At 33.9% G+C, this 19,758-nt stretch carries 12 protein-coding genes; 6 read left to right on the top strand and 6 right to left on the bottom strand.

All coding sequences use genetic code 11. The annotated features are described in order from the left end of the window. Window positions 1–59 precede the first annotated feature (59 nt). Complete coding sequence (locus CDH50_RS02265) at window positions 60–410, bottom strand: toxin-antitoxin system YwqK family antitoxin (protein WP_100610577.1); 351 nt, start codon at window positions 408–410, stop codon at window positions 60–62. Window positions 411–797: 387 nt separating this feature from the next. On the opposite strand from CDH50_RS02265, the gene CDH50_RS02260 reads away from it, so the two are divergent. The 3 genes from CDH50_RS02260 to CDH50_RS02250 all read left to right on the top strand — a co-directional run bounded on the left by CDH50_RS02260 (window position 798) and on the right by CDH50_RS02250 (window position 5,390). Continuing rightward, entirely contained in the window at window positions 798–2,000 is a 1,203-nt protein-coding gene (locus tag CDH50_RS02260; RefSeq protein ID WP_100610259.1) for a porin, read from the top strand. Between the two features lie 99 nt (window positions 2,001–2,099). After that, window positions 2,100–4,385 (top strand): inorganic phosphate transporter, encoded by a 2,286-nt coding sequence (locus CDH50_RS02255; protein WP_100610258.1) that lies wholly within the window; start codon window positions 2,100–2,102, stop codon window positions 4,383–4,385. 84 nt (window positions 4,386–4,469) lie between these two features. Then, window positions 4,470–5,390, top strand: coding sequence for a M28 family peptidase (locus CDH50_RS02250; RefSeq protein ID WP_100610257.1), 921 nt, complete (start codon window positions 4,470–4,472; stop codon window positions 5,388–5,390). A 16-nt stretch (window positions 5,391–5,406) separates the two neighbouring features. Here CDH50_RS02250 and CDH50_RS02245 read toward each other — a convergent pair whose 3' ends face one another. From CDH50_RS02245 to CDH50_RS02230, 4 genes are all read right to left on the bottom strand, one after another. Further along, a complete protein-coding gene (locus tag CDH50_RS02245) occupies window positions 5,407–6,543 on the bottom strand; it encodes an efflux RND transporter periplasmic adaptor subunit (RefSeq protein WP_100610256.1) in 1,137 nt (378 codons plus the stop codon). A gap of 3 nt (window positions 6,544–6,546) precedes the next feature. Then, entirely contained in the window at window positions 6,547–10,857 is a 4,311-nt protein-coding gene (locus tag CDH50_RS02240) for a CusA/CzcA family heavy metal efflux RND transporter (protein ID WP_100610255.1), read from the bottom strand. Window positions 10,858–10,932: 75 nt separating this feature from the next. Beyond that, on the bottom strand, window positions 10,933–11,325 hold the full coding sequence (locus CDH50_RS02235) for a hypothetical protein (protein ID WP_100610254.1): 393 nt from the start codon (window positions 11,323–11,325) through the stop codon (window positions 10,933–10,935). Between the two features lie 48 nt (window positions 11,326–11,373). Continuing rightward, on the bottom strand, window positions 11,374–14,784 hold the full coding sequence (locus CDH50_RS02230) for a hypothetical protein (protein WP_100610253.1): 3,411 nt from the start codon (window positions 14,782–14,784) through the stop codon (window positions 11,374–11,376). A gap of 120 nt (window positions 14,785–14,904) precedes the next feature. Here CDH50_RS02230 and CDH50_RS02225 point away from each other — a divergent pair, with 120 nt between their 5' ends. The 3 genes from CDH50_RS02225 (at window position 14,905) to CDH50_RS02215 (ending at window position 17,879) form a co-directional block, all read left to right on the top strand. Beyond that, window positions 14,905–15,669, top strand: a complete 765-nt coding sequence (locus CDH50_RS02225) for an exodeoxyribonuclease III (RefSeq protein WP_100610252.1) — start codon at window positions 14,905–14,907, stop codon at window positions 15,667–15,669. A 25-nt stretch (window positions 15,670–15,694) separates the two neighbouring features. Then, entirely contained in the window at window positions 15,695–16,654 is a 960-nt protein-coding gene (locus CDH50_RS02220) for an OmpA family protein (protein ID WP_100610251.1), read from the top strand. Window positions 16,655–16,838: 184 nt separating this feature from the next. Then, the gene (locus CDH50_RS02215; RefSeq protein ID WP_100610250.1) at window positions 16,839–17,879 is read left to right on the top strand and encodes an NADP(H)-dependent aldo-keto reductase; all 1,041 of its coding nucleotides are present in this window, start codon (window positions 16,839–16,841) and stop codon (window positions 17,877–17,879) included. A 63-nt stretch (window positions 17,880–17,942) separates the two neighbouring features. On the opposite strand, the gene CDH50_RS02210 is transcribed toward CDH50_RS02215, so the two are convergent. Continuing rightward, the gene (locus CDH50_RS02210; protein ID WP_100610249.1) at window positions 17,943–19,490 is read right to left on the bottom strand and encodes an Rne/Rng family ribonuclease; all 1,548 of its coding nucleotides are present in this window, start codon (window positions 19,488–19,490) and stop codon (window positions 17,943–17,945) included. Window positions 19,491–19,758: the final 268 nt, after the last annotated feature.

Here is a 19,758-nt window from a genome sequence, read left to right as displayed (position 1 = left end):
TAAAAAAGGGTTTCAATTATATTTTGAAACCCTTTTTCTATTACTATAGTCAAAAAAATCTAAAAATCTGAATTACTTTTTATTTCTGATTCTTTTAAACTAGCAATAACATTGTTTTTGTAATCTACTTCTTTAATAGTTTCATTAGTATAATAAAACCATTTGCCGACTTTTTTACCATTATCATAATTTCCAGAAACAACTTTTTTGCCTGCTGTATCAAAACTTAACCACTCTCCTTGTAATTTACCATCTGCTGTGTAAGATCCAGTTTGGCTTACAACACCATTGTCATGATAATAAACTGCTTCAATTAAATTAGTGTCAGTGTTAAGTTTTAATTCTTTCTTTTGTTGTCCAAAAGAAACCACAGTAACTAAAAAGGCAAAAAACAAAATACATTTCTTCATAATTATGGGGGTTTTTAACATTATATAACAAATATAGTTATTTGGTAACATTAAAACAACACTTAGATAACATTAAATTAACTTTAATTATGTAACATATTATAAATCAATTATATAATAATATAAAATTTAACATTGTAAATATTAATAATTAGTTAATATTTACATTACAATAAGCTAAAGTTAAAGAATGATATTCGCTAAGTCTTAAGACACAATAATTAGTTTTTCATGTAATCTATTAGTTTTTGTCGACTACATTATCATGATTTCTAATAAGGCTGCCTTAGGCCAAGGCAGCTTTTTTTATTGTTAACTTAATTATTAGGAAACATTTAATTAACATTCGGTTAAGTTATTTGCAGCGACAAAAACTAATAATTACCAATGAAAAAACCGTTAATAGTATTTACTATTATATTCTGCTGTTCATTATTTTCCATCGCGCAAAATAATCCTACTTCAAACGATACCCTAGAAAAAGAGTGGTATGAAGAAATTAATTTAAGAGGTTATGCCCAATTAAGGTACAATGGGTTAATCCAAACAAACCCAGATTTAACTTGCGAACAATGTGATAAATCTTGGGGAGGCGATAGTGATTTCTTTTTTAGACGTATCCGTTTGGTATTTTATGGACAAATTCATCCAAGGGTTTACTTTTATATTCAACCCGACTTTGCAAGTGCTTCCGGCTCCAACCAACATTTTGGTCAAATTCGCGATGCTTATGTTGATGTTGGCTTAGATTCAAAAAATGAGTTTCGTTTTCGAGTGGGACAAAGTAAAGTGCCTTTTGGTTTTGAAAACATGCAATCAAGCCAAAATAGGTTAACGTTAGACCGTAACGATGCTTTAAATAGTGCCTTAAGAAACGAACGGGATTTGGGTGTGTTTTTCTATTGGGCTCCTAAAAAAATCCGTGAGCGTTTCTCAATGTTAGTTAAAGATGGGTACAAAGGCTCTGGGGATTACGGTGTTTTTGGATTTGGTATTTACAACGGTCAAACCGCGAATTTAGAGGAACTGAACAATAAAAAACACATTGTTGCACGCTTAGCATATCCTTTTGAAATTGGTACGCAAATTTTTGAGGCTGGAATTCAAGCTTATACAGGTGACTATACTATTGATAGCAAACAAATATCGGAAGGGGTTCAACATAGAGAAAACAATACTTATATAGACCAGCGATTTGCCGTATCTGCTATATTGTACCCAAAACCTTTTGGCATTCAAGCCGAGTATAATTTTGGTAAAGGTCCAGAGTTTGATAAAGTTAGAAATAGTATAGAGGTTCAAAATTTACATGGCGGCTATCTTATGCTCAATGCTAAGTTGCCAATTAATAGGCAATTAGTATATCCATTCGCCAAGTTACAGTATTACAATGGTGGTAAAAAGCACGAATTGGATGCTAGAAGCTATGACGTAAAAGAACTTGAGTTTGGTTTAGAATGGCAACCCTACAAGAGCATAGAATTTGTTGCTGCTTATACATTTTCAGATAGAAGATATGAGGATTTCATAAATCCAGATAACCACCAAAAAGGAAGTCTGCTAAGATTACAGTTTCAGGTAAATTTTTAAGCATATTAATTTCAAATTTAAGTAAGCTATAAAAAATAACAATTGCGTAACTTAGCTTATTAAAATTCATAAGATATTTGCAAACTTATTTGTTAAATTATGGAAAACATTTACTTGTACATGATTATTGCCCTAGGCATTTTAGCAGTTGCTGATTTGGTAGTAGGAGTAAGCAATGATGCTGTAAACTTTTTAAATTCTGCTATAGGTTCAAAAGCTGTGCCTGTTAAAACCATCATGATTGTTGCCTCCATTGGGCTTATCCTTGGCGCCGTATTTTCAAACGGGATGATGGAAATTGCACGTGAAGGTATTTTAAATCCTTCCATGTTTAGTTTCAATGAAATCATGATTATTTTCATGGCTGTGATGATAGCCGACATTTTACTATTGGATTTTTTCAATAGTTTAGGGCTGCCAACTTCAACAACGGTTTCTATTGTTTTTGATTTACTGGGAGCTTCCGTAGCCATGGCACTTATAAAAGTGTATAGTATTGATGGAACTTTTGGAGATGTTTATAATTACATAAATACGGACAAAGCAACAGAAATTATATATGGGATATTACTTTCAGTGGTTATTGCGTTTTCAGTAGGTTCTTTTGTTCAATATGTTACCAGGGCATTTTTATCGTTTAAGTTTGAACGTCACGGCAATTGGGTTAATGTGCTGATAGGTGGTATTGCAGCATCGGCTATTACCTATTTTATTATCATAAAAGGACTTAAAAGCACGTCTTTAATAGATAAAGATACTTTAAGTTATATCAAGAATAATACCCTTACGATTTTAGTTGCGAATTTTGCTTTTTGGATAGCTATAAGCACATTGCTAACAACTGTTTTTAAAGTCAATATTTATAAGTTTATTATCCTCATTGGAACGTTTGCTTTGGCATTGGCCTTTGCGGGAAATGATTTGGTGAATTTTGTTGGCGTACCTATTACCGCATGGCAATCCTTTGAATTATGGCAAGCTTCTGGAGTTTCAGATACCTTGTATAATATGAGTAGTCTTAAAGAAGATGCAACTACACCTGCCATTTTATTGGTTTTTTCTGGAATTGTTATGGTGATTACATTATGGCTTTCAAAAAAGTCGAGATATGTTACCCAAACAGAATTAAACCTTTCCAGAGAAGGTGAAGCAAAAGAACGTTTCGAGCCAAATTATTTATCGCGTGCCATAGTACGTTCTTCCATTGCATTATCTTATGCATACAAATATATTTTACCAAATTCCATACACGAAAAGATAAACAAACGCTTTGAAAAAGATAATTCTACAGTGTCTGCAAAGGATAATGCAGATTTACCTGCTTTCGACTTAGTAAGAGCTTCCATCAACTTAATTGTATCTAGTATTTTAATAGCGGCGGCAACATCTATGAAATTGCCATTGTCAACCACCTATGTAACGTTTATGGTGGCGATGGGAACCTCATTGGCAGATAGAGCATGGAACAACGAAACTGCCGTTTACCGCGTTGCCGGTGTGCTTAACGTGATAGCTGGATGGTTTTTAACCGCCATTATTGCTTTTGTAGTTGCGGGAACTTTGGCTTATTTAATGTATATTGGTGGCCCGATTGCTATTGGTGTTTTATTCCTCATAGCCGGTTTTCTTATCGTAAAAAGTTCTATTAGTTTTACTAAAAAAATGCAGTCTGATAAAGCATCAGATAGTTTGCGGACTTCTGAAAGTAGCTCCATCCAAGGTATTATTCATGAAAGTGCTGATAATATTGCCAATGTGGTTAAACGTGGAAATAAGATTTACACAAATGCTATAAACGGATTGGCATTACAAGATTTATCATTATTAAAAAAGAATGATAAGCAAATTAAAAAATTATCTGCCGAGGTTGACGAATTGCGCGATAACATCTTCTATTTTATTAAAAATTTAGATGAATCCAGTGTTGGAGCTAGTAATTTTTATATCCATATTTTAGCGTATTTGCAAGATATTGTTCAGTCATTAGAATATATATCTAAAGTAAGTTACAAGCACGTCAATAACAACCATAAAAAATTAAAGTTTAATCAAATAAAGGAATTAAAGGAAATTGACGATCGATTCGATATTTTCTTTAACAATACACAAGCCGCTTTTGAGTCCAGATCTTTTGAACAAATTGGGGTTATTTTAGGAAGAAAGCAAGAAATTTTAGGTTTGGTAACATCTAAAATCCAAAAACAGGTTGGTCGCACACGTTCTGAAGAAACTAGTCCAAAGAACACAACCCTATATTTTAGTCTTTTGCTTGAAACCAAGGATTTATTGAACGCAACCATGAATCTTCTAGAAGAATATTATAAATCGCATGATGCTTCCGTAAAACCAGCAAAAAAGGTAACTTCATCGGAAGAAGAGGAATAGAACCCATTGTTTATAGAACAAAAATCCAAAGTAATATGAATTGCTTTGGATTTTTTATTTAGATTTGGTCATCCTATAAAATCTATGAGCCTAAAAATATTTATTTGCTGTCTTTTTTCTTTGGTTGTGCTACAAGTATTAAATGCCCAAAAAAACCAAATAAATGACAGTCTACCCTTTAATCAGGATTTATTATTGATGCATTTGAAAACCTTGTCATCCGATGCCTATGAGGGTAGAAGAACAGGGTCTGATGGTGGCATTAAAACAAGAAAATATATTATTAATCAGTTTTATAGTTACGGATTATTGCCATTAGGTAATACGTTTGAACAATCATTTTCATTTGTAGATCAAAGAAAGGACTATAGAGCTACCAATGTATTGGGATGGATTAAAGGCACCGAAAAACCAAATAGTTTTATAGTCATTAGCGCCCATTACGATCACGAAGGGATTAAAAATGGCAATATATTTAACGGAGCTGATGATAATGCTTCTGGACTATGTGCCTTGTTTAGTTTTGCCGAATATTTTAAAAAAAATCCGCCAAAGCATTCAGTTATATTAGCTGCTTTTGATGCTGAGGAGCTTGGACTTCGAGGGTCTAAATACTATGTGGAAAATTCGATTATCCCTTTAAATAAAATTACGTTAAACTTAAACATGGATATGATAAGCCGAAGTGATGATAAAGAATTGTTTGTTGTTGGGACACGGTATAATGAAACCTTAAAACGATTCATTTTAAATTTCAAACCTTTTGGAGAAATAAAGCTTACAGCAGGACATGATGGAGGAAATCTACAAGAAAATTGGACATATTCTTCAGACCATGCATCATTTCACAGAAAGAATATGCCGTTTTTATATTTTGGTGTGGCAGACCATAAAGACTACCACCAACCTACAGATGACTTTGAGAATATTCAACCAGAATTTTACATTGATGCCGTAAATACCATCATCTCTGTTTTTAAACAAATAGATACGTTAGGGCTATAGTAAATCCTTTTTAAGGCTATTCTCCACCTTCATTCAATAGCATATAAATTCCTTTTGTTAAAATCTCTTTATTCAATAAAATGTCTGGGTTTGCTATGGCGGTAAATGTTTCTGTTTGTATTCCTATATCGAGTTTGATTTTTTCAAAGTAAAAGCTGTCGCTTGTTTTATTTTTTAACACAAGTACAAAAGAATCACCATCAACTTCAGCAATAGCATCATTTGGTAGGGCTAAATAATTGGTCGCATTATTTATAATAGTTGCCTCTACAAACATGCCAACAATAAAATTAGCTTGAGTTTCGTCAATAATATGTCCATGTACTTTAACAATCCTACTTTTTTCATCAATAACAGTGCCTACTAAATGCACTTTGGCTTCAAAAGTGTCTTTAGATGCTTCAGGTATTTTAAATAGTATTTTTTGGTCTTTTTTCACGTTTAAAATATCTTTTTCAAAAACTGATAATTCTAAGTGAATATGTTCAGTATTAATAATTTCCATAATAATATCCGATGGCGACACATACATGCCATTGTTTGCGTTCACTTTTGTGACGTAGCCATCAATGGGAGCATATAGATTGATTGTTGAAGTTATTTGTCCTTTTTCAACAGACAATGGATTAATGTTCAGCATGTTTAAGGTCTTCTTTAAGCCATTATATTGTGCTAGACTGCTTTTATAACTACTTTCAGCTTTTAGAAAGTTTTTTTGTGATGTGATTTTTTCATCATAAAGTGTTTTTTGACGGTCGAATTCAGATTTCAAGTAATTAAGTTGTTCTGAAATCTCTAAATAGCGTTGCTGGGTTTCAACATATTCTGGATTCTCAAGCGTTACTAATAGTTGTCCTTTTTTTACCTTATCGCCAATTAATAATGGGTTTTTGGTAATATATCCGCCCATAAAGGTGCTAATGCTTGCTTTATTTTGTGGAGGTACATCAATTATCCCGCTGGTTTTAATAGTTTCATCAAAAGATGTTTCTAACAGTTTTCCCAATTGCATTTGTTCGCTAGTAAATTGCGATTGAGTGATTACAACGTTGTTGCTGTTTGATGGTGCTGAAATGTCTGTTTGATTGTTTTTATCTGAATTTCCACAAGCTATTAAAACAAGCGAAAAAAGTATGGTATATATGTGTTTCATTGTTTATAATATTAAATAATTGATAGCGATGATGGTTTGGTTGTATGCATGGATGCTATTGAGGTATGATAACTCAATTTCCATGGCAGTTTCCATGCTTTGTATATATTGAAAGAAGTCGATTTCACCTTCTTTAAAAGTGCGGTCGGCGGTTTTGATAATTTCTTCTGAAAGTGTTTTTCCTTGTGAATCATAATAACGAATAGCTTCATCCTGTTGCTCAAGTCGGGCTAACAACATGTTATATTCGGCTTGTAACTTAACTTTATAATCTTGTTTTTCAGCTTCAACAATGTCCTGGGCGATTTTTGATGCTTTTATTTTTGAAGCATTACCGCTAAAAAGCAAAGGAATTTTCAATCCAAATTGATAGCCTTGTATGTTGTTTAAACTACTATTGGAGCCTTGAAAATATTCAATGCTTAAATCTGGCAACAGATTTTGTTTTTCTTGTTGATTTAAAGCTTTGTAGTAGTGTTTAGATTCTTCATAATATAAAAGTCCTATATTGCTGTCTACAGAAATAGTTTCTAATTCAAGTTTATTTAGAGGAACATCTAAGATTGTTAAACTATCCACTTGCACTAATTTTTTTAATTCCTCTTCGGCTAAAACAACGTCTTGTAGCGATTTTTTATAAGTAGTTTCTAATAATTTACGTTTAGATTTCGCATGAATCATTTCCAAATAGTTGGTTTCTCCAAGTTCAAAACGACGTTCTGCGGCACTAGCAAAATTTTGAAATAAGCTATCTAAATATTTAAAAGTTTTAGCTTTGTTTTTGGTATAAATCAAATTATAATAAGCTAAATAAACATCCCGCTTTAAGCTCTGTAATCTGATATCATAATTGGATTCCTGAAGATTCGATTTTGCTTTGTTAACTTTTTTTTCGGCAAAATAAACCGTTGGAAATTTAAAATCTTGGGAGACTCCAAAAACCTTTAAAGGAATTCCATTAATGGCTAAATTATTTTCATCGTAGTTGTAATAAACCGATGTTTTATCAAAATTAAAAGCACTGCCAATTAAGGCGTTAGCTTCATCTGTTTTTAAGGAATATGCTTTTAAATCGGCATTATTTTCAATGGCTAAATTGAAAGTTTCATCAACAGTTAACGGTTTGTTTTGCGCGTCTATTTTTAGAGCAAAAAGTATGATGATTACAGATATTATGGTTTTTTTATTCATTTTAATTTCAGTTTTTTCTTCGAACCAAGCGTATAAAACTGGTAAAACAATGAGGGTAAGAATGGTTGCAGTTACCAAACCGCCAATAACAACGGTGGCCAATGGGCGTTGTACTTCTGCTCCGGCATTCGTAGAAATAGCCATGGGCAAAAACCCTAAAGCTGCGGCAGCGGCTGTTAATAGAACTGGTCTTAATCGTTCTGCCGTTCCTCTTTTTATACGCTCTTCTATATTGTTTACCCCTTCCTCTTTAAGTTCTTTAAAATGTTCAATTAATACAATGCCATTAAGTACGGCTATACCAAAAAGTGCAATAAAGCCAACACCTGCAGAAATACTAAAAGGCATGTCCCTTATCCATAGTAATAATATACCCCCAACAGCAGAAAGGGGTATGGCTGAATATACCATAGCAGCCTCTTTTATAGAGCCAAAGGCAAAGTGAAGCAAAATAAAAATAAGTATCAGTGCAATAGGTACCGCAATCATTAACCGTGCTTTGGCGCTTTGCAAGTTTTCAAATTGCCCGCCATAACTAATACTATAACCTACAGGTAGTGTTACTTTGCTTTCAATAATTTGCCTGACATCATCTACAACAGATTGTAAATCCCGGTTTCTAACATTAATGCCCACTACAATGCGTCGTTTCGTATCATCTCTTGAAATTTTAGCAGGTCCCATATTGTATTGTATTTCGGCTAGTTCCGTTAAAGGAATCTTCAATCCACTTGGTGTGTCAACATATAGGTTTTCTAGATTTTCTATATTTTCGCGGTGTGCTTCATCCAATCGAATAACCATATCAAATCGTTTTTCGCCTTCAAAAACAGTCCCCACGGTTTTACCCGCAAATCCCATGGAGATTAATTCGTTTATATCGGAGATATTCAAGCCATATCGTGCAATCTTGCTTCGGTTAAACGTTACGGTCATTTGCGGTAAGCCTTCTACTTTTTCAATGATGATGTCTGATGCACCTTCCACGTTTTGAATTAGCGTTTTAATTTCATTTGCTTTATGTGTTAAAATGGATAAGTCTTCTCCAAAAATTTTAATAGCCACATCGGCTCTTACACCAGTAATCAACTCATTAAAGCGCATTTCAATAGGTTGGGTAAATTCAACCTCCATGCCTGGAATAATAGCAAGTGCTTCTTTAAATTTATCGGCTAATTCATCTTTGCTTTCTGCAGAAACCCATTCATCTTTTGGTTTTAACTTGATAATCACATCGCTTTCTTCCATACTCATGGGGTCTGTAGGCACTTCAGCGGCACCAATTCTGCTAACAACTTGATCTACTTCGGGAAATTTGTCCAAAAGGATTTTTTCAATTTTTGTGGTAATTTCAATGGTTTTGCTTAAAGAGGTTCCTGTTTTTAAAACGGGTTGAATAACAAAATCCCCTTCATCTAACGTAGGGACAAATTCCCCTCCCATGGTACTGAAAATCCAAATACTTATCGCCAGTAAAAGTCCTGCAAGCGAGACGACTATTTTTTTATTTTCTAATGCCCAATGGATAGATGGTTTGTATAGTTTGGTTAAAAATGTCATGATTCTAACCGAAATATTTTTATCACTTTGTTTATTTGGTTTTAAAAACATGGAAGAAATTACAGGAACATAGGTCAAACAAAAAATCATGGCGCCTATTAATGCAAAACTGAACGTTAACGCCATAGGTTTAAACATTTTTCCTTCTACGCCACTTAATGATAAAATGGGAATGAATACAATGAGAATAATAAGCTGCCCAAAAATGGCAGAGTTCATCATTTTAGCTGCACTTTTATGTGTAATAGCATCTATGGTTGATTGCTGATCCTTAAATGATAGGGCTTTAATTTTTCCACTTTGTGACGTAATTTGAAAAGCAATAAATTCTACTATGATAACGGCACCATCAATGATGATTCCGAAATCGATGGCTCCCAAGCTCATTAAATTAGCGTCAATGCCGAAGATGTTCATTAATGAAATAGCAAACAACAGGCATAAGGGAATCACCGATGCCACTACCAATCCGGATCGTAAATTTCCCAATAGCAAAACCACCACAAAAATGACGATGAGCGAACCCAGTATTAAGTTTTCAGCAACAGTAAACGTTGTTTTTCCAATAAGCTCGCTTCGTTCCAAAAAACCATTAATATACACACCTTCAGGAAGGGAATTTTGAATGGAAGCAACACGGTCCTTAACGGCATCAATAACTTCTTTGGAATTACCGTCTTTTAACATCATAACTTGCCCCAATACTTTTTCGCCTTCACCGTTTCCTGTGATGGCACCAAAACGAGTGGCACTACCAAAGCCTACCTCACCAATATCTTTAATGTAAATGGGTAAGCCATCATTTTTTATAACAATATTTTCAATATCTTCTAATGATGCTACCAAACCTTCACCGCGAATAAAAAAGGCTTTGTTGGTTTTTTCAATGTATCCGCCGCCAGCAATGCTATTATTTTTTTCTAGAGCATTAAAAACAGCCATGTAATCAATATTCATGGCTTTCAGTTTTTGGGGATTTATAGCTATTTCATATTGTTTTAAATGTCCGCCCCAAGTATTCACTTCAACAACACCGGGAATACCAGAAAGTTGCCGTTTAACAATCCAATCTTGAATAGTTCTTAATTCTGTGGTAGTGTAGTGATTCTTAAATTCAGGTTTTACATCTAAAATATATTGGTAAATTTCACCTAAACCAGTGGTGATAGGACCCATTTCTGGCGACCCAAAACCTTCAGGGATTTTTTCGCTGGCAGATTTTATTTTTTCGGCAATCAGTTGTCGGGGTAAATAAGTACCCATATTATCTTCGAAGACAATAGTTACTACAGAAAGGCCAAATTTTGAAACTGATCGAATTTCTTCTACTCCAGGCAGATTTGCCATCTCAAGTTCAATGGGGTAGGTAATAAATTGCTCAATATCTTGGGTAGATAAATTTCTAGACGTCGTGATTACTTGTACTTGGTTATTGGTAATATCGGGCACAGCACCAATGGGAATTTGGGTTAACGAAATAATTCCGAAGCCAATAATAGAAGCTGTAAACAGTAGAATAACGAGCTTATTCTTTAAGCTGAATTTTATAATGTTTTCTAACATAATTCATTTAATAGAAATTAATAAAAGCTACTCAAATAGTTCAATTTGAATAGTTTAAAAAGATATAAAAAGGAATTAGGTTAGTTTGGGAGGTTGAAAAACGGATGGTTTTTCAAAGGAAGAAAAAGATTCTTTGTATAAAAAAATCACAGGTTTTTCTGTAAATTCTTGATAATTAATAACGTAGTTTAATTGTGGTGTAAGTATGAAAGGAGTGTTAATATGGCAAAGGATATGATGGTGGTCTTTGAAAGGTAAATCCTGATGTTCGCTATGTTTGTTTCCATGCGATACCATGTCATCGCCATAATGCTCAGATAAAAATTCAAAAAAAGTGTCGCCATACATTTCTTTGTGATACTGAGCATGTTCCAAAAGGGCATTGAACTTTGAAATGTCTTCAATGTTAATGTTGAAACTTTGAAAAAGAATCAAAAAAGAATAAATGATGACAACTAGTTTACTCATACTAGAAGTAATATTACGAAAAATGATTGATTATTTCTCATAAAGCTTTTAAAAATAAGCTTTTAATTGAACGCTTCCTGTATGGATGGTTTTGCTGGTTTCAGTTTTTCTACCGTAATAACTTAAGTTTATGTCCAAGAAATCAGTTAATTTTTTTTGTGCCAACAAAGTCCATGTAAAATTTTTACCAGGCTGCAACCCTTCAAGCATTTGGTAACTTACGGGCGTATTTGGGTTTCCAACAAACACATTCGAAAAATAATTAAATTCCCCATTTATGGCACCTTTTTCATTGTTGGCAAATGTAAATGAGGTGCCATATTTTTGTTGTTTTAAGGATTCTAAATCACCAATAGTATTGTCTTTGGAAGCGTATTGATAAAACAAATCGAAGCGGGTATTATCACCCAGTAAATAGGAGATTTTAGGATTAAAACGGTTTTGGTTGAAATTAAAATTTTTACTGGCAAAGTTTTCACTGATGCTTTCGTTGGCTTCAAAAGCGGTTAGAAAATTCAGCAACCAACTTTCTTCTATTTTATGAATGATATTCAATTGGTGACTTTTCAAACTGTTTTCAATAAACCCAATGGATAAGGTGTTTGTTGATTTATTTGATAAATAGGTGTAAGACGTTGTATAATGCTGCTTGCCACGATTAAAAAACAACACATTTCTAAAATTTAATTGCAAGCCTAATTGATTATCAGCATCATTTTCAAAAGGATTTAAATTGAAATTATTGCCATCACGCCTTATTTTTCTATCGATCAAATAACTGGTTTGGTTGTAAAAATGCGACCAGAATTTTTCGGATGTATCTTCTGAAACGGCCCATTGCGACGGATTGAACGTTACCGTTTGGCTAAACCGATTCTGGTGGGTTTTTACAAAAATCCGGTTTGGCAATAATACCCGAATGTATTTTCCTTGGTCTTGAAATTGCGCAATTTCAAATTCCTCTAACTCTTGGATGCCGTTATTGTTATAATCAATCCACGTGTAAGTGCCTTGTCCGGGCTCTACTTCCACATATGTAAAATCTTGTTGTGGGAAGGCTCCAGAGTTGGTTTCGAACAAGGTATTCCAAAGTAAAAGTTGTTTGAAAAGATTTTGATTGTATTGAATTCTAGAATTGATGGAACGTTCATCCTCAATGGTTTCATCTTCATTTTTAAGCGTTCTATAATTGGCATAAAGAGCTAAATTGGTATTCGTGTTTTGTATCAGTTTCGACTTTAAGTAAAATGTATTCGAGCTATTTACTTTTTGCAATTGATTGTTTTTAATACTGTCGTTCACCCTAAATTTATAACCAATTTCAGCAAAAACCCTTAAACTATCACCAACACCAGTAAATACTTCATAAGATTTGAATTTCTGACTTAATGGTGTTAATTGTGAGGTTGATTTATTGGTTTGCTCATTATCTTCAATAGCGAGTTTGGTACCAACCCAATTGTTTTTCATGTTGTAAGTAACTCTGTTGAAAGACCTTAAAAACGTTGAGGTATTGATGTTGGATTCCGCATTTAAAAAACTGGAATACGATGTGATTTGGAATTTATTCAAGAACAAATTCGCATTAAAAACATGACGGTTTCCATTGAAATTTTCAGAGAATTCCAAATGTTCGAAATGATAGTTCGCGCTTCCTTTTTCTGGATGGAATAAATTCAATCCTGTAATAATTAATTGTTGGTTTCCCAATGGCGTATCAATATTCCAATCACGGGAAAATTCGGCATTGTATAAACGTTGGATGGTTTTAAAATTCTTATGGATATAATCAGCATCTGCAAAAGCATCTAAAGTCCATAGACTATCTTTTTTAAAAATGGTTTGTGTTATTTTTAGTTTTCCTGCAAAGCCATCATTATTGGCATCATCTGTAGTCGAAAATAAATTCAAATCATTTTTACTTCCAGCTGCTTCAAAACGAATATTGGTTTTTTCGGTCGGATTGTATTGTCCGTTTAAAACAGCAATTTGAAGTTTTGTTGGTGCCACTAATTGAACAATGGGATTGAAATTTCCCTGTGGAATACCAGCAATTGGTTCCACATATTCATAAATATTGTTGATGGCATTAATGCTGCTTAATACATAATTTCCTTGATTTGGACCGACTTGGGAAAACGTTACTCGATACAATTCGTCCTCCGGATTATTTGAAAACACATACGCTTCTACACCATTAATGAATTCCTTTTTATAAAGAATTCGGTTTTCATTATAAGGTTCCAAAACTCCCGAAGGTGCGACCATAAGCGATTTATCATCGCCTGCATCAGCCAGTATTTGAACTTGTTCTTCCGAGAGGTTTTGCTGAAGCGGTTGATTTTTAGAATCGTTTTCAGAATATACCGAAACGCCAAAACTCAGTTTTTCACTTTGATGATGACCGCCACCATAAGCTACCAACCGCGAATAATTACGTTCGCTAAATTGGTAATCTACCGTAATACGCATTTCAGAAGTGATAGGAAATGTGGAGTTAAAAATAATTTCACCCGCATTATAATCGATGATATAATCTTTATTTTCACCACGTTGAACTACCACACCATTGACGTAAACCGTTTCGCTTCCAGAAACAATGAGCACAAACAGTTCACCATTTTGTCCCTGTAATTTATAAGGCCCTTGATTGCCTTCCTGTGCCGTAAATTGGCTTCTTGTAAACTGCCCTCGCACTAATGCACCAGCGGCAAACACATTGGTTTGACTATCTTCATTACCAAATTTGGTATTTACAAATAATCCTTGCACACGCTTAGAAAAATTGGCAAAATAAGAGTTGGTATTTTGTAAATCGATATCACCAGCGCGAATGCTCCACGTATCGCTAAACAATTCAATAAATACTTGATCAAATTCATCCAAACGTTGTGAATAACCGCTTTCTTGTAAAGGAATATTAGCATCTTGAATAGACGCTCTCAAAGACACCTTATCATTTAGTTTTCCGCTTATTTGTAAATCGAGTTCACTTCTTAAAACTGAATTTTGATTATTCCCAACGGTAACGCCACGGGAAATGCTTCCTGAAGTGGTTAATCCATCAAAAGGAATAAAATTTTTAGTGTCGTTTGGTTGTGATAGTTTATAGAGTTTTTGTTGATTCTCGGTATTTTCAACAATAATATTTTCATCGAGTTGTTTGTAGGTTTTGGTCAAAAAATCTGGAAATCGTAAATAATCGATGGTAATGGAATCCGTTTCCAAAGGCTGTTTCAGAATTAAAATAGCTTTAGGAAAATCAATGGTGTAAAATGCAGAATTTACCAATACATTGTTTTTGTCTTTTATCGAAAACGAATTAGGATTAATACTCACACTATCAATAACAATGGTATCGTTTACAGCAACTTTTTTAGTTCTATAGTTTGAAGGTTGGTTTTGCGAAAATCCGCAAAAGCCAATTAAAAAAATAAGAATCGCTGCAATGTGCCTCATTGGTACTTAAACTACAATAAGTTTAAAATATTTTGTTGATAGATTTTGATAAATCCGCCCACAAATAATAGTGTAAAAGTAACGCATTATTTATTTTAGCTGAAAATCTTATTTTAACAAATGAAAATTATATCCTATAATGTGAATGGTATTCGTTCGGCGATTAACAAAGGTTTTATGGGTTGGTTAAAAAGTGCCAATCCAGATGTTATATGTTTACAAGAAATAAAGGCGTTAAAAGAGCAGTTGGATTTAGATGTTTTTGAAGAAGCCGGTTATAAATATCATTATTGGTTTAGTGCCCAAAAAAAAGGCTATAGTGGCGTTGCCATTTTGAGTAAAATAAAACCGAATCATGTAGAATATGGCACAGGAATTGCTTCGATGGATTTTGAAGGTAGAAATTTAAGAGCCGATTTCGATGGCTTTTCAGTGATGAGTTTGTATTTGCCTTCTGGAACTAATGATTTACGCCTAGACCATAAATTTGAATATATGGACATGTTTCAAAATTATATTAATACGCTTAAACAAGTCATTCCCAATCTTATTATTTGTGGCGATTATAATATTTGCCATGAAGAAATTGACATTCATAACCCAAAAGGTTTGAGTAATGTATCTGGTTTTTTACCTGTGGAACGTAAATGGATTGGTAATTTTATCAATAACGGATTCATTGATTCTTTCCGACATCTTAACAAAGAACCTCATAATTATACATGGTGGAGTTACAGAGCCAATTCTCGAGCTAACAACAAAGGTTGGCGATTGGATTATGCCATGATTACAAAACCGTTACAAGAAAAATTAAAAAGAGCCGTTATATTATCGGATGCCGTTCATAGCGACCATTGCCCCATTTTAATAGAAATTGAGAATTAATTTATAAATCAACAACCCAAACAAAATGATTAAAAAACTTTCATTGGTAGCATTAACACTATTGTTTGCTGCATCATGCGTATCGCCTAAAGTGTATAAAGATTTGGAAGCTAAATACGCCGATTTAAAATCTGAAAACAGAAAACTTTCAGACGATAATGAAGTACTTTTAAATGAAAAAACAGCCGCTGAAAATGAATTGAAAAAACTACAATCTGAGTATGACCAAGCTGTAGCCGACCGTGATAGATTGCAAAATGATTTTAATGCTACAAAAGCAAATTATGATGCCTTAAAAGCGTCTTACGATGCTTTGGAAACAAACAGCTCTGCTGCCATTGCTGCAAATACCAAAAAGAACAGAGAATTATTGGCTGAGCTAGAAGCTAAAGAAAAAGCCCTTGCTACCGAAAATGCGCGTTTGGAAGCTCTTAAAAGAGAATTGGCAGACCGTTCAAACAGAGTTGCTGAATTAGAAAAAGTGATTTCAGATAAAGATGCTGCTATGACAGCTTTAAAAAATGCAATTTCCAGGGCCTTAACCGATTTTGAAGGCAAAGGATTAACCGTTGAACAACGCGATGGAAAAGTTTATGTTTCGATGGAAAATAAATTGTTGTTTGAATCTGGAAGTTGGGCAGTTGGTACAGAAGGTAGAAGAGCTGTGCAACAATTAGGAAGTGTTTTAGGCGAGAATCCAGACATTGCAGTTCTAATTGAAGGCCATACTGATAATGTGCCGTATCAAGGTAGCGGACAATTAACAAGCAACTGGGATTTATCTACCAAACGTGCTACCTCCATTGTTAATATATTGAGGGAGAATGCTTCCATAAATCCAGAAAACTTAACAGCTGCTGGTCGTGGTGAATATGCCCCTATAGCTACCAACAGCACTCCAGAGGGGAAAGCAAAAAACAGACGTATAGAAGTTATTTTAACGCCTAAATTGGACGAGCTTTCTAAGTTGTTAAGCGAAAACTAAAAATTTTGCCATTGACTTTCGTCGAATCTTCGATTTCCCTCGAATCCTGATAGGGGGAAATCCAAAAATAGAACTACTATAATTTAAAACCTTTCAAGTTTTTTCTACTTGAAAGGTTTTTTTATCTTTAGCTGTCATCTAAACGGTCTAAGCATCTAAATGCGGAGCATTCTAAGAATCTAACATGAAATACACAACACTACCCAACACCAATATTAAAGTCAGTAAAATTTGTTTAGGTACCATGACTTGGGGCGAACAAAACACAGAGGCTGACGGACATGAGCAATTAGATTATGCTTTTGAACAAGGGATTAATTTTATTGATACGGCCGAGTTGTATCCCGTACCAGCAAGACCAGAAACAAGTGGTAAAACCAGTAGAATAATAGGTGCTTGGTTAAAAAAAACAGGAAACCGAGATAAGGTTATTTTAGCCAGTAAAATAGTTGGGAGAACAAGCAATTATGTAGCGCATATCCGTAAAGATGGTTTTAGTCCAGATTCCATTAACGATGCCATTGAAAAGGAATTGAAACGCTTACAAACCGATTATATTGATTTGTATCAACTGCATTGGCCAGAACGCCTAACCAATACGTTTGGAATTAGGGATTATAAACACGATCCAGAAGATTCATGGAAGGATAATTTTAATGAAGTGCTACATGCTTTGGATAAACAAATAAAGGCAGGCAGAATCAGGCATATTGGCTTGTCCAATGAAAAAGCTTGGGGAACCATGCGTTTTTTAGAAGAACACAAAAGGCATAACTTACCAAAAATGATTACCATTCAAAATTCGTATTCACTCCTTAACAGAACGTTTGAAGGTGACATTGCCGAGATTTCACATCGAGAAAATATTGGGTTATTATCTTATTCAACTTTAGCGTTTGGAATGCTCACAGGTAAATATATAAATGGTACGGCAAACCCAAACTCCCGATTAAATTTATTCCCACATATGGCGCGTTACAGCAGTGAGCAATGTGTTAAAGCCACCAAACGTTATATGGAAATTGCAGGCAATAATGAATTATCATTGGCGCTAATGGCATTGGCTTTTGTAAACCAACAGCCTTTTTTAACCAGTAATATTGTGGCAGCAACCAATTTAGAACAGCTTAAAGAAAATATAGAAAGTATAAATATTACTTTAAGTGATGAGGTATTGAAACAAATTAATGAGGTGCATGCGGTGATTCCTAATCCTGCGACTTGATATTTAGCATCCATTTTTTAAAAAACAAAAACCCGCTAACTTTTTAAAAGTAGCGGGTTTTAATTATTTTATTTGATTACCATTTTTATCAAAAAAGTGGTATTCTAAATATGTGTAAGCGTCTCTTGGTAAAACTTTAACCCATTTTTTGTGTTCAAAAAACCATTTTGAACGTATTGATGGAAAACCTTTTGTTAAGAAGGCTGCTATAAAAGGATGTGTGTTTAAAGTCAGCTTTTTATAGTCTTTTTTAAATAGTTGCTCTAGGTCGTGCGTTATTTTTGGCACAATGCCTATAGGAGCTTCAACATCAGCGCCATTAATAACTCCGTCCGGATTTTCCTCGCGGGTTTCAATGTTCATTTCTGGCCGAACGCGTTGTCTGGTAATTTGTATCAATCCAAATTTGCTAGGAGGCAATATTTTGTGTTTTGCTCTATCATCCTTCATTTCATCACGAAGGTGGTTGAAGAGCTGTTGCCTATTATCGGCATTAGTCATATCTATAAAATCGATTACAATAATGCCTCCCATATCACGCAAGCGTAATTGTCGGGCTATTTCTGTAGCAGCGATGATATTAACTTCTAGTGCTGTATCCTCTTGGTTATTGGCTTTGTTAGATCTGTTGCCACTATTTACATCTATAACGTGTAGTGCTTCGGTGTGCTCTATAATTAAATAGGCGCCTTTTGCCATAGATACGGTTTTACCGAAAGAGGTTTTTATTTGTCTTTCAATCCCGAATTTTTCGAATATTGGAACGTTTGCTTGATACAATTTAACTATTGATTCTTTATTTGGTGCAATTTCCTGCACATAATCTTTTATTTGATAATAAAGCTCTTCATCATCAACATGAATACTTGTAAAGGTATCATTAAATATGTCTCGTAAAATGGACGAGGCTTTATTCATTTCTCCCAATACTTTACTTGGATGGTGTGCTTTAATAAGTTTTTTACACATTGCAGTCCAACGACTTAGCAAATTTTGTAAATCTTTATCTAGTTCGGCTACTTTTTTGCCTTGTGCTACAGTGCGTACAATAATGCCAAACCCCGGCGGCGTTATGCTTTTTACCAATCGTTTTAACCGGTCTTTTTCTTCTTTGTCTTCTATTTTTTGAGAAATGGAAATACGGTTGGAAAAAGGCACTAAAACAATATATCTTCCGGCAATGGAAAGCTCGGAGCTTACCCTTGGGCCTTTGGTTGATATGGGTTCTTTTACTATTTGTACCAATAGCGATTGATTTGATTTTAAGACATCGGCAATTTTGCCGTCTTTATCAATATCTTTTTCAAATGGGAAATTTTTTAAAGAGAAATCTTTTTGTTTACCTGCGCTTACATTTTTTGTGAATTTTAAAAGGGAAGGGAGCTTTGGCCCTAAATCATGATAATGCAAAAATGCATCTTTCTCATAACCTACATTAACAAATGCAGCATTTAAACCAGGAACAGATTTTCTAATTTTGGCTATAAACACATCACCAACAGAAAAGTTGTTACCACCTTCTTCTTTTTGTAATTCAATAAGTCTTCCATCTTTTAATAAGGCAAAATCAACATGCTCGGAACTAGATCTAATGATCAATTCTTTATCCATTGAGTTAATTTTTATCCATACTTTTTAAGTTAAAAGTTAAAAGTTAAAAGCTACAGTAGAAAGTAAAAAAGTTTTAAAGCTTTAGAACGATCAACCAACGACCAACAACTAACAACGAACAACCAAACCGTACAGATGGATTATACATTATTTTTTAATCTGATCATTGATATTGTTTTTCAACAGTCAGATTGAATACCTTAAATTGAACAATATCGAATTTTATCAAATATTTGGTTAAGGTATTTCACAGGATTTTTTAAGTCCG

The sequence above is a fragment of the Confluentibacter lentus genome, from assembly GCF_002806995.1.
Taxonomy (GTDB): Bacteria; Bacteroidota; Bacteroidia; order Flavobacteriales; family Flavobacteriaceae; genus Confluentibacter; species Confluentibacter lentus.
This window is presented reverse-complemented; position numbering and strand designations above follow the sequence as displayed.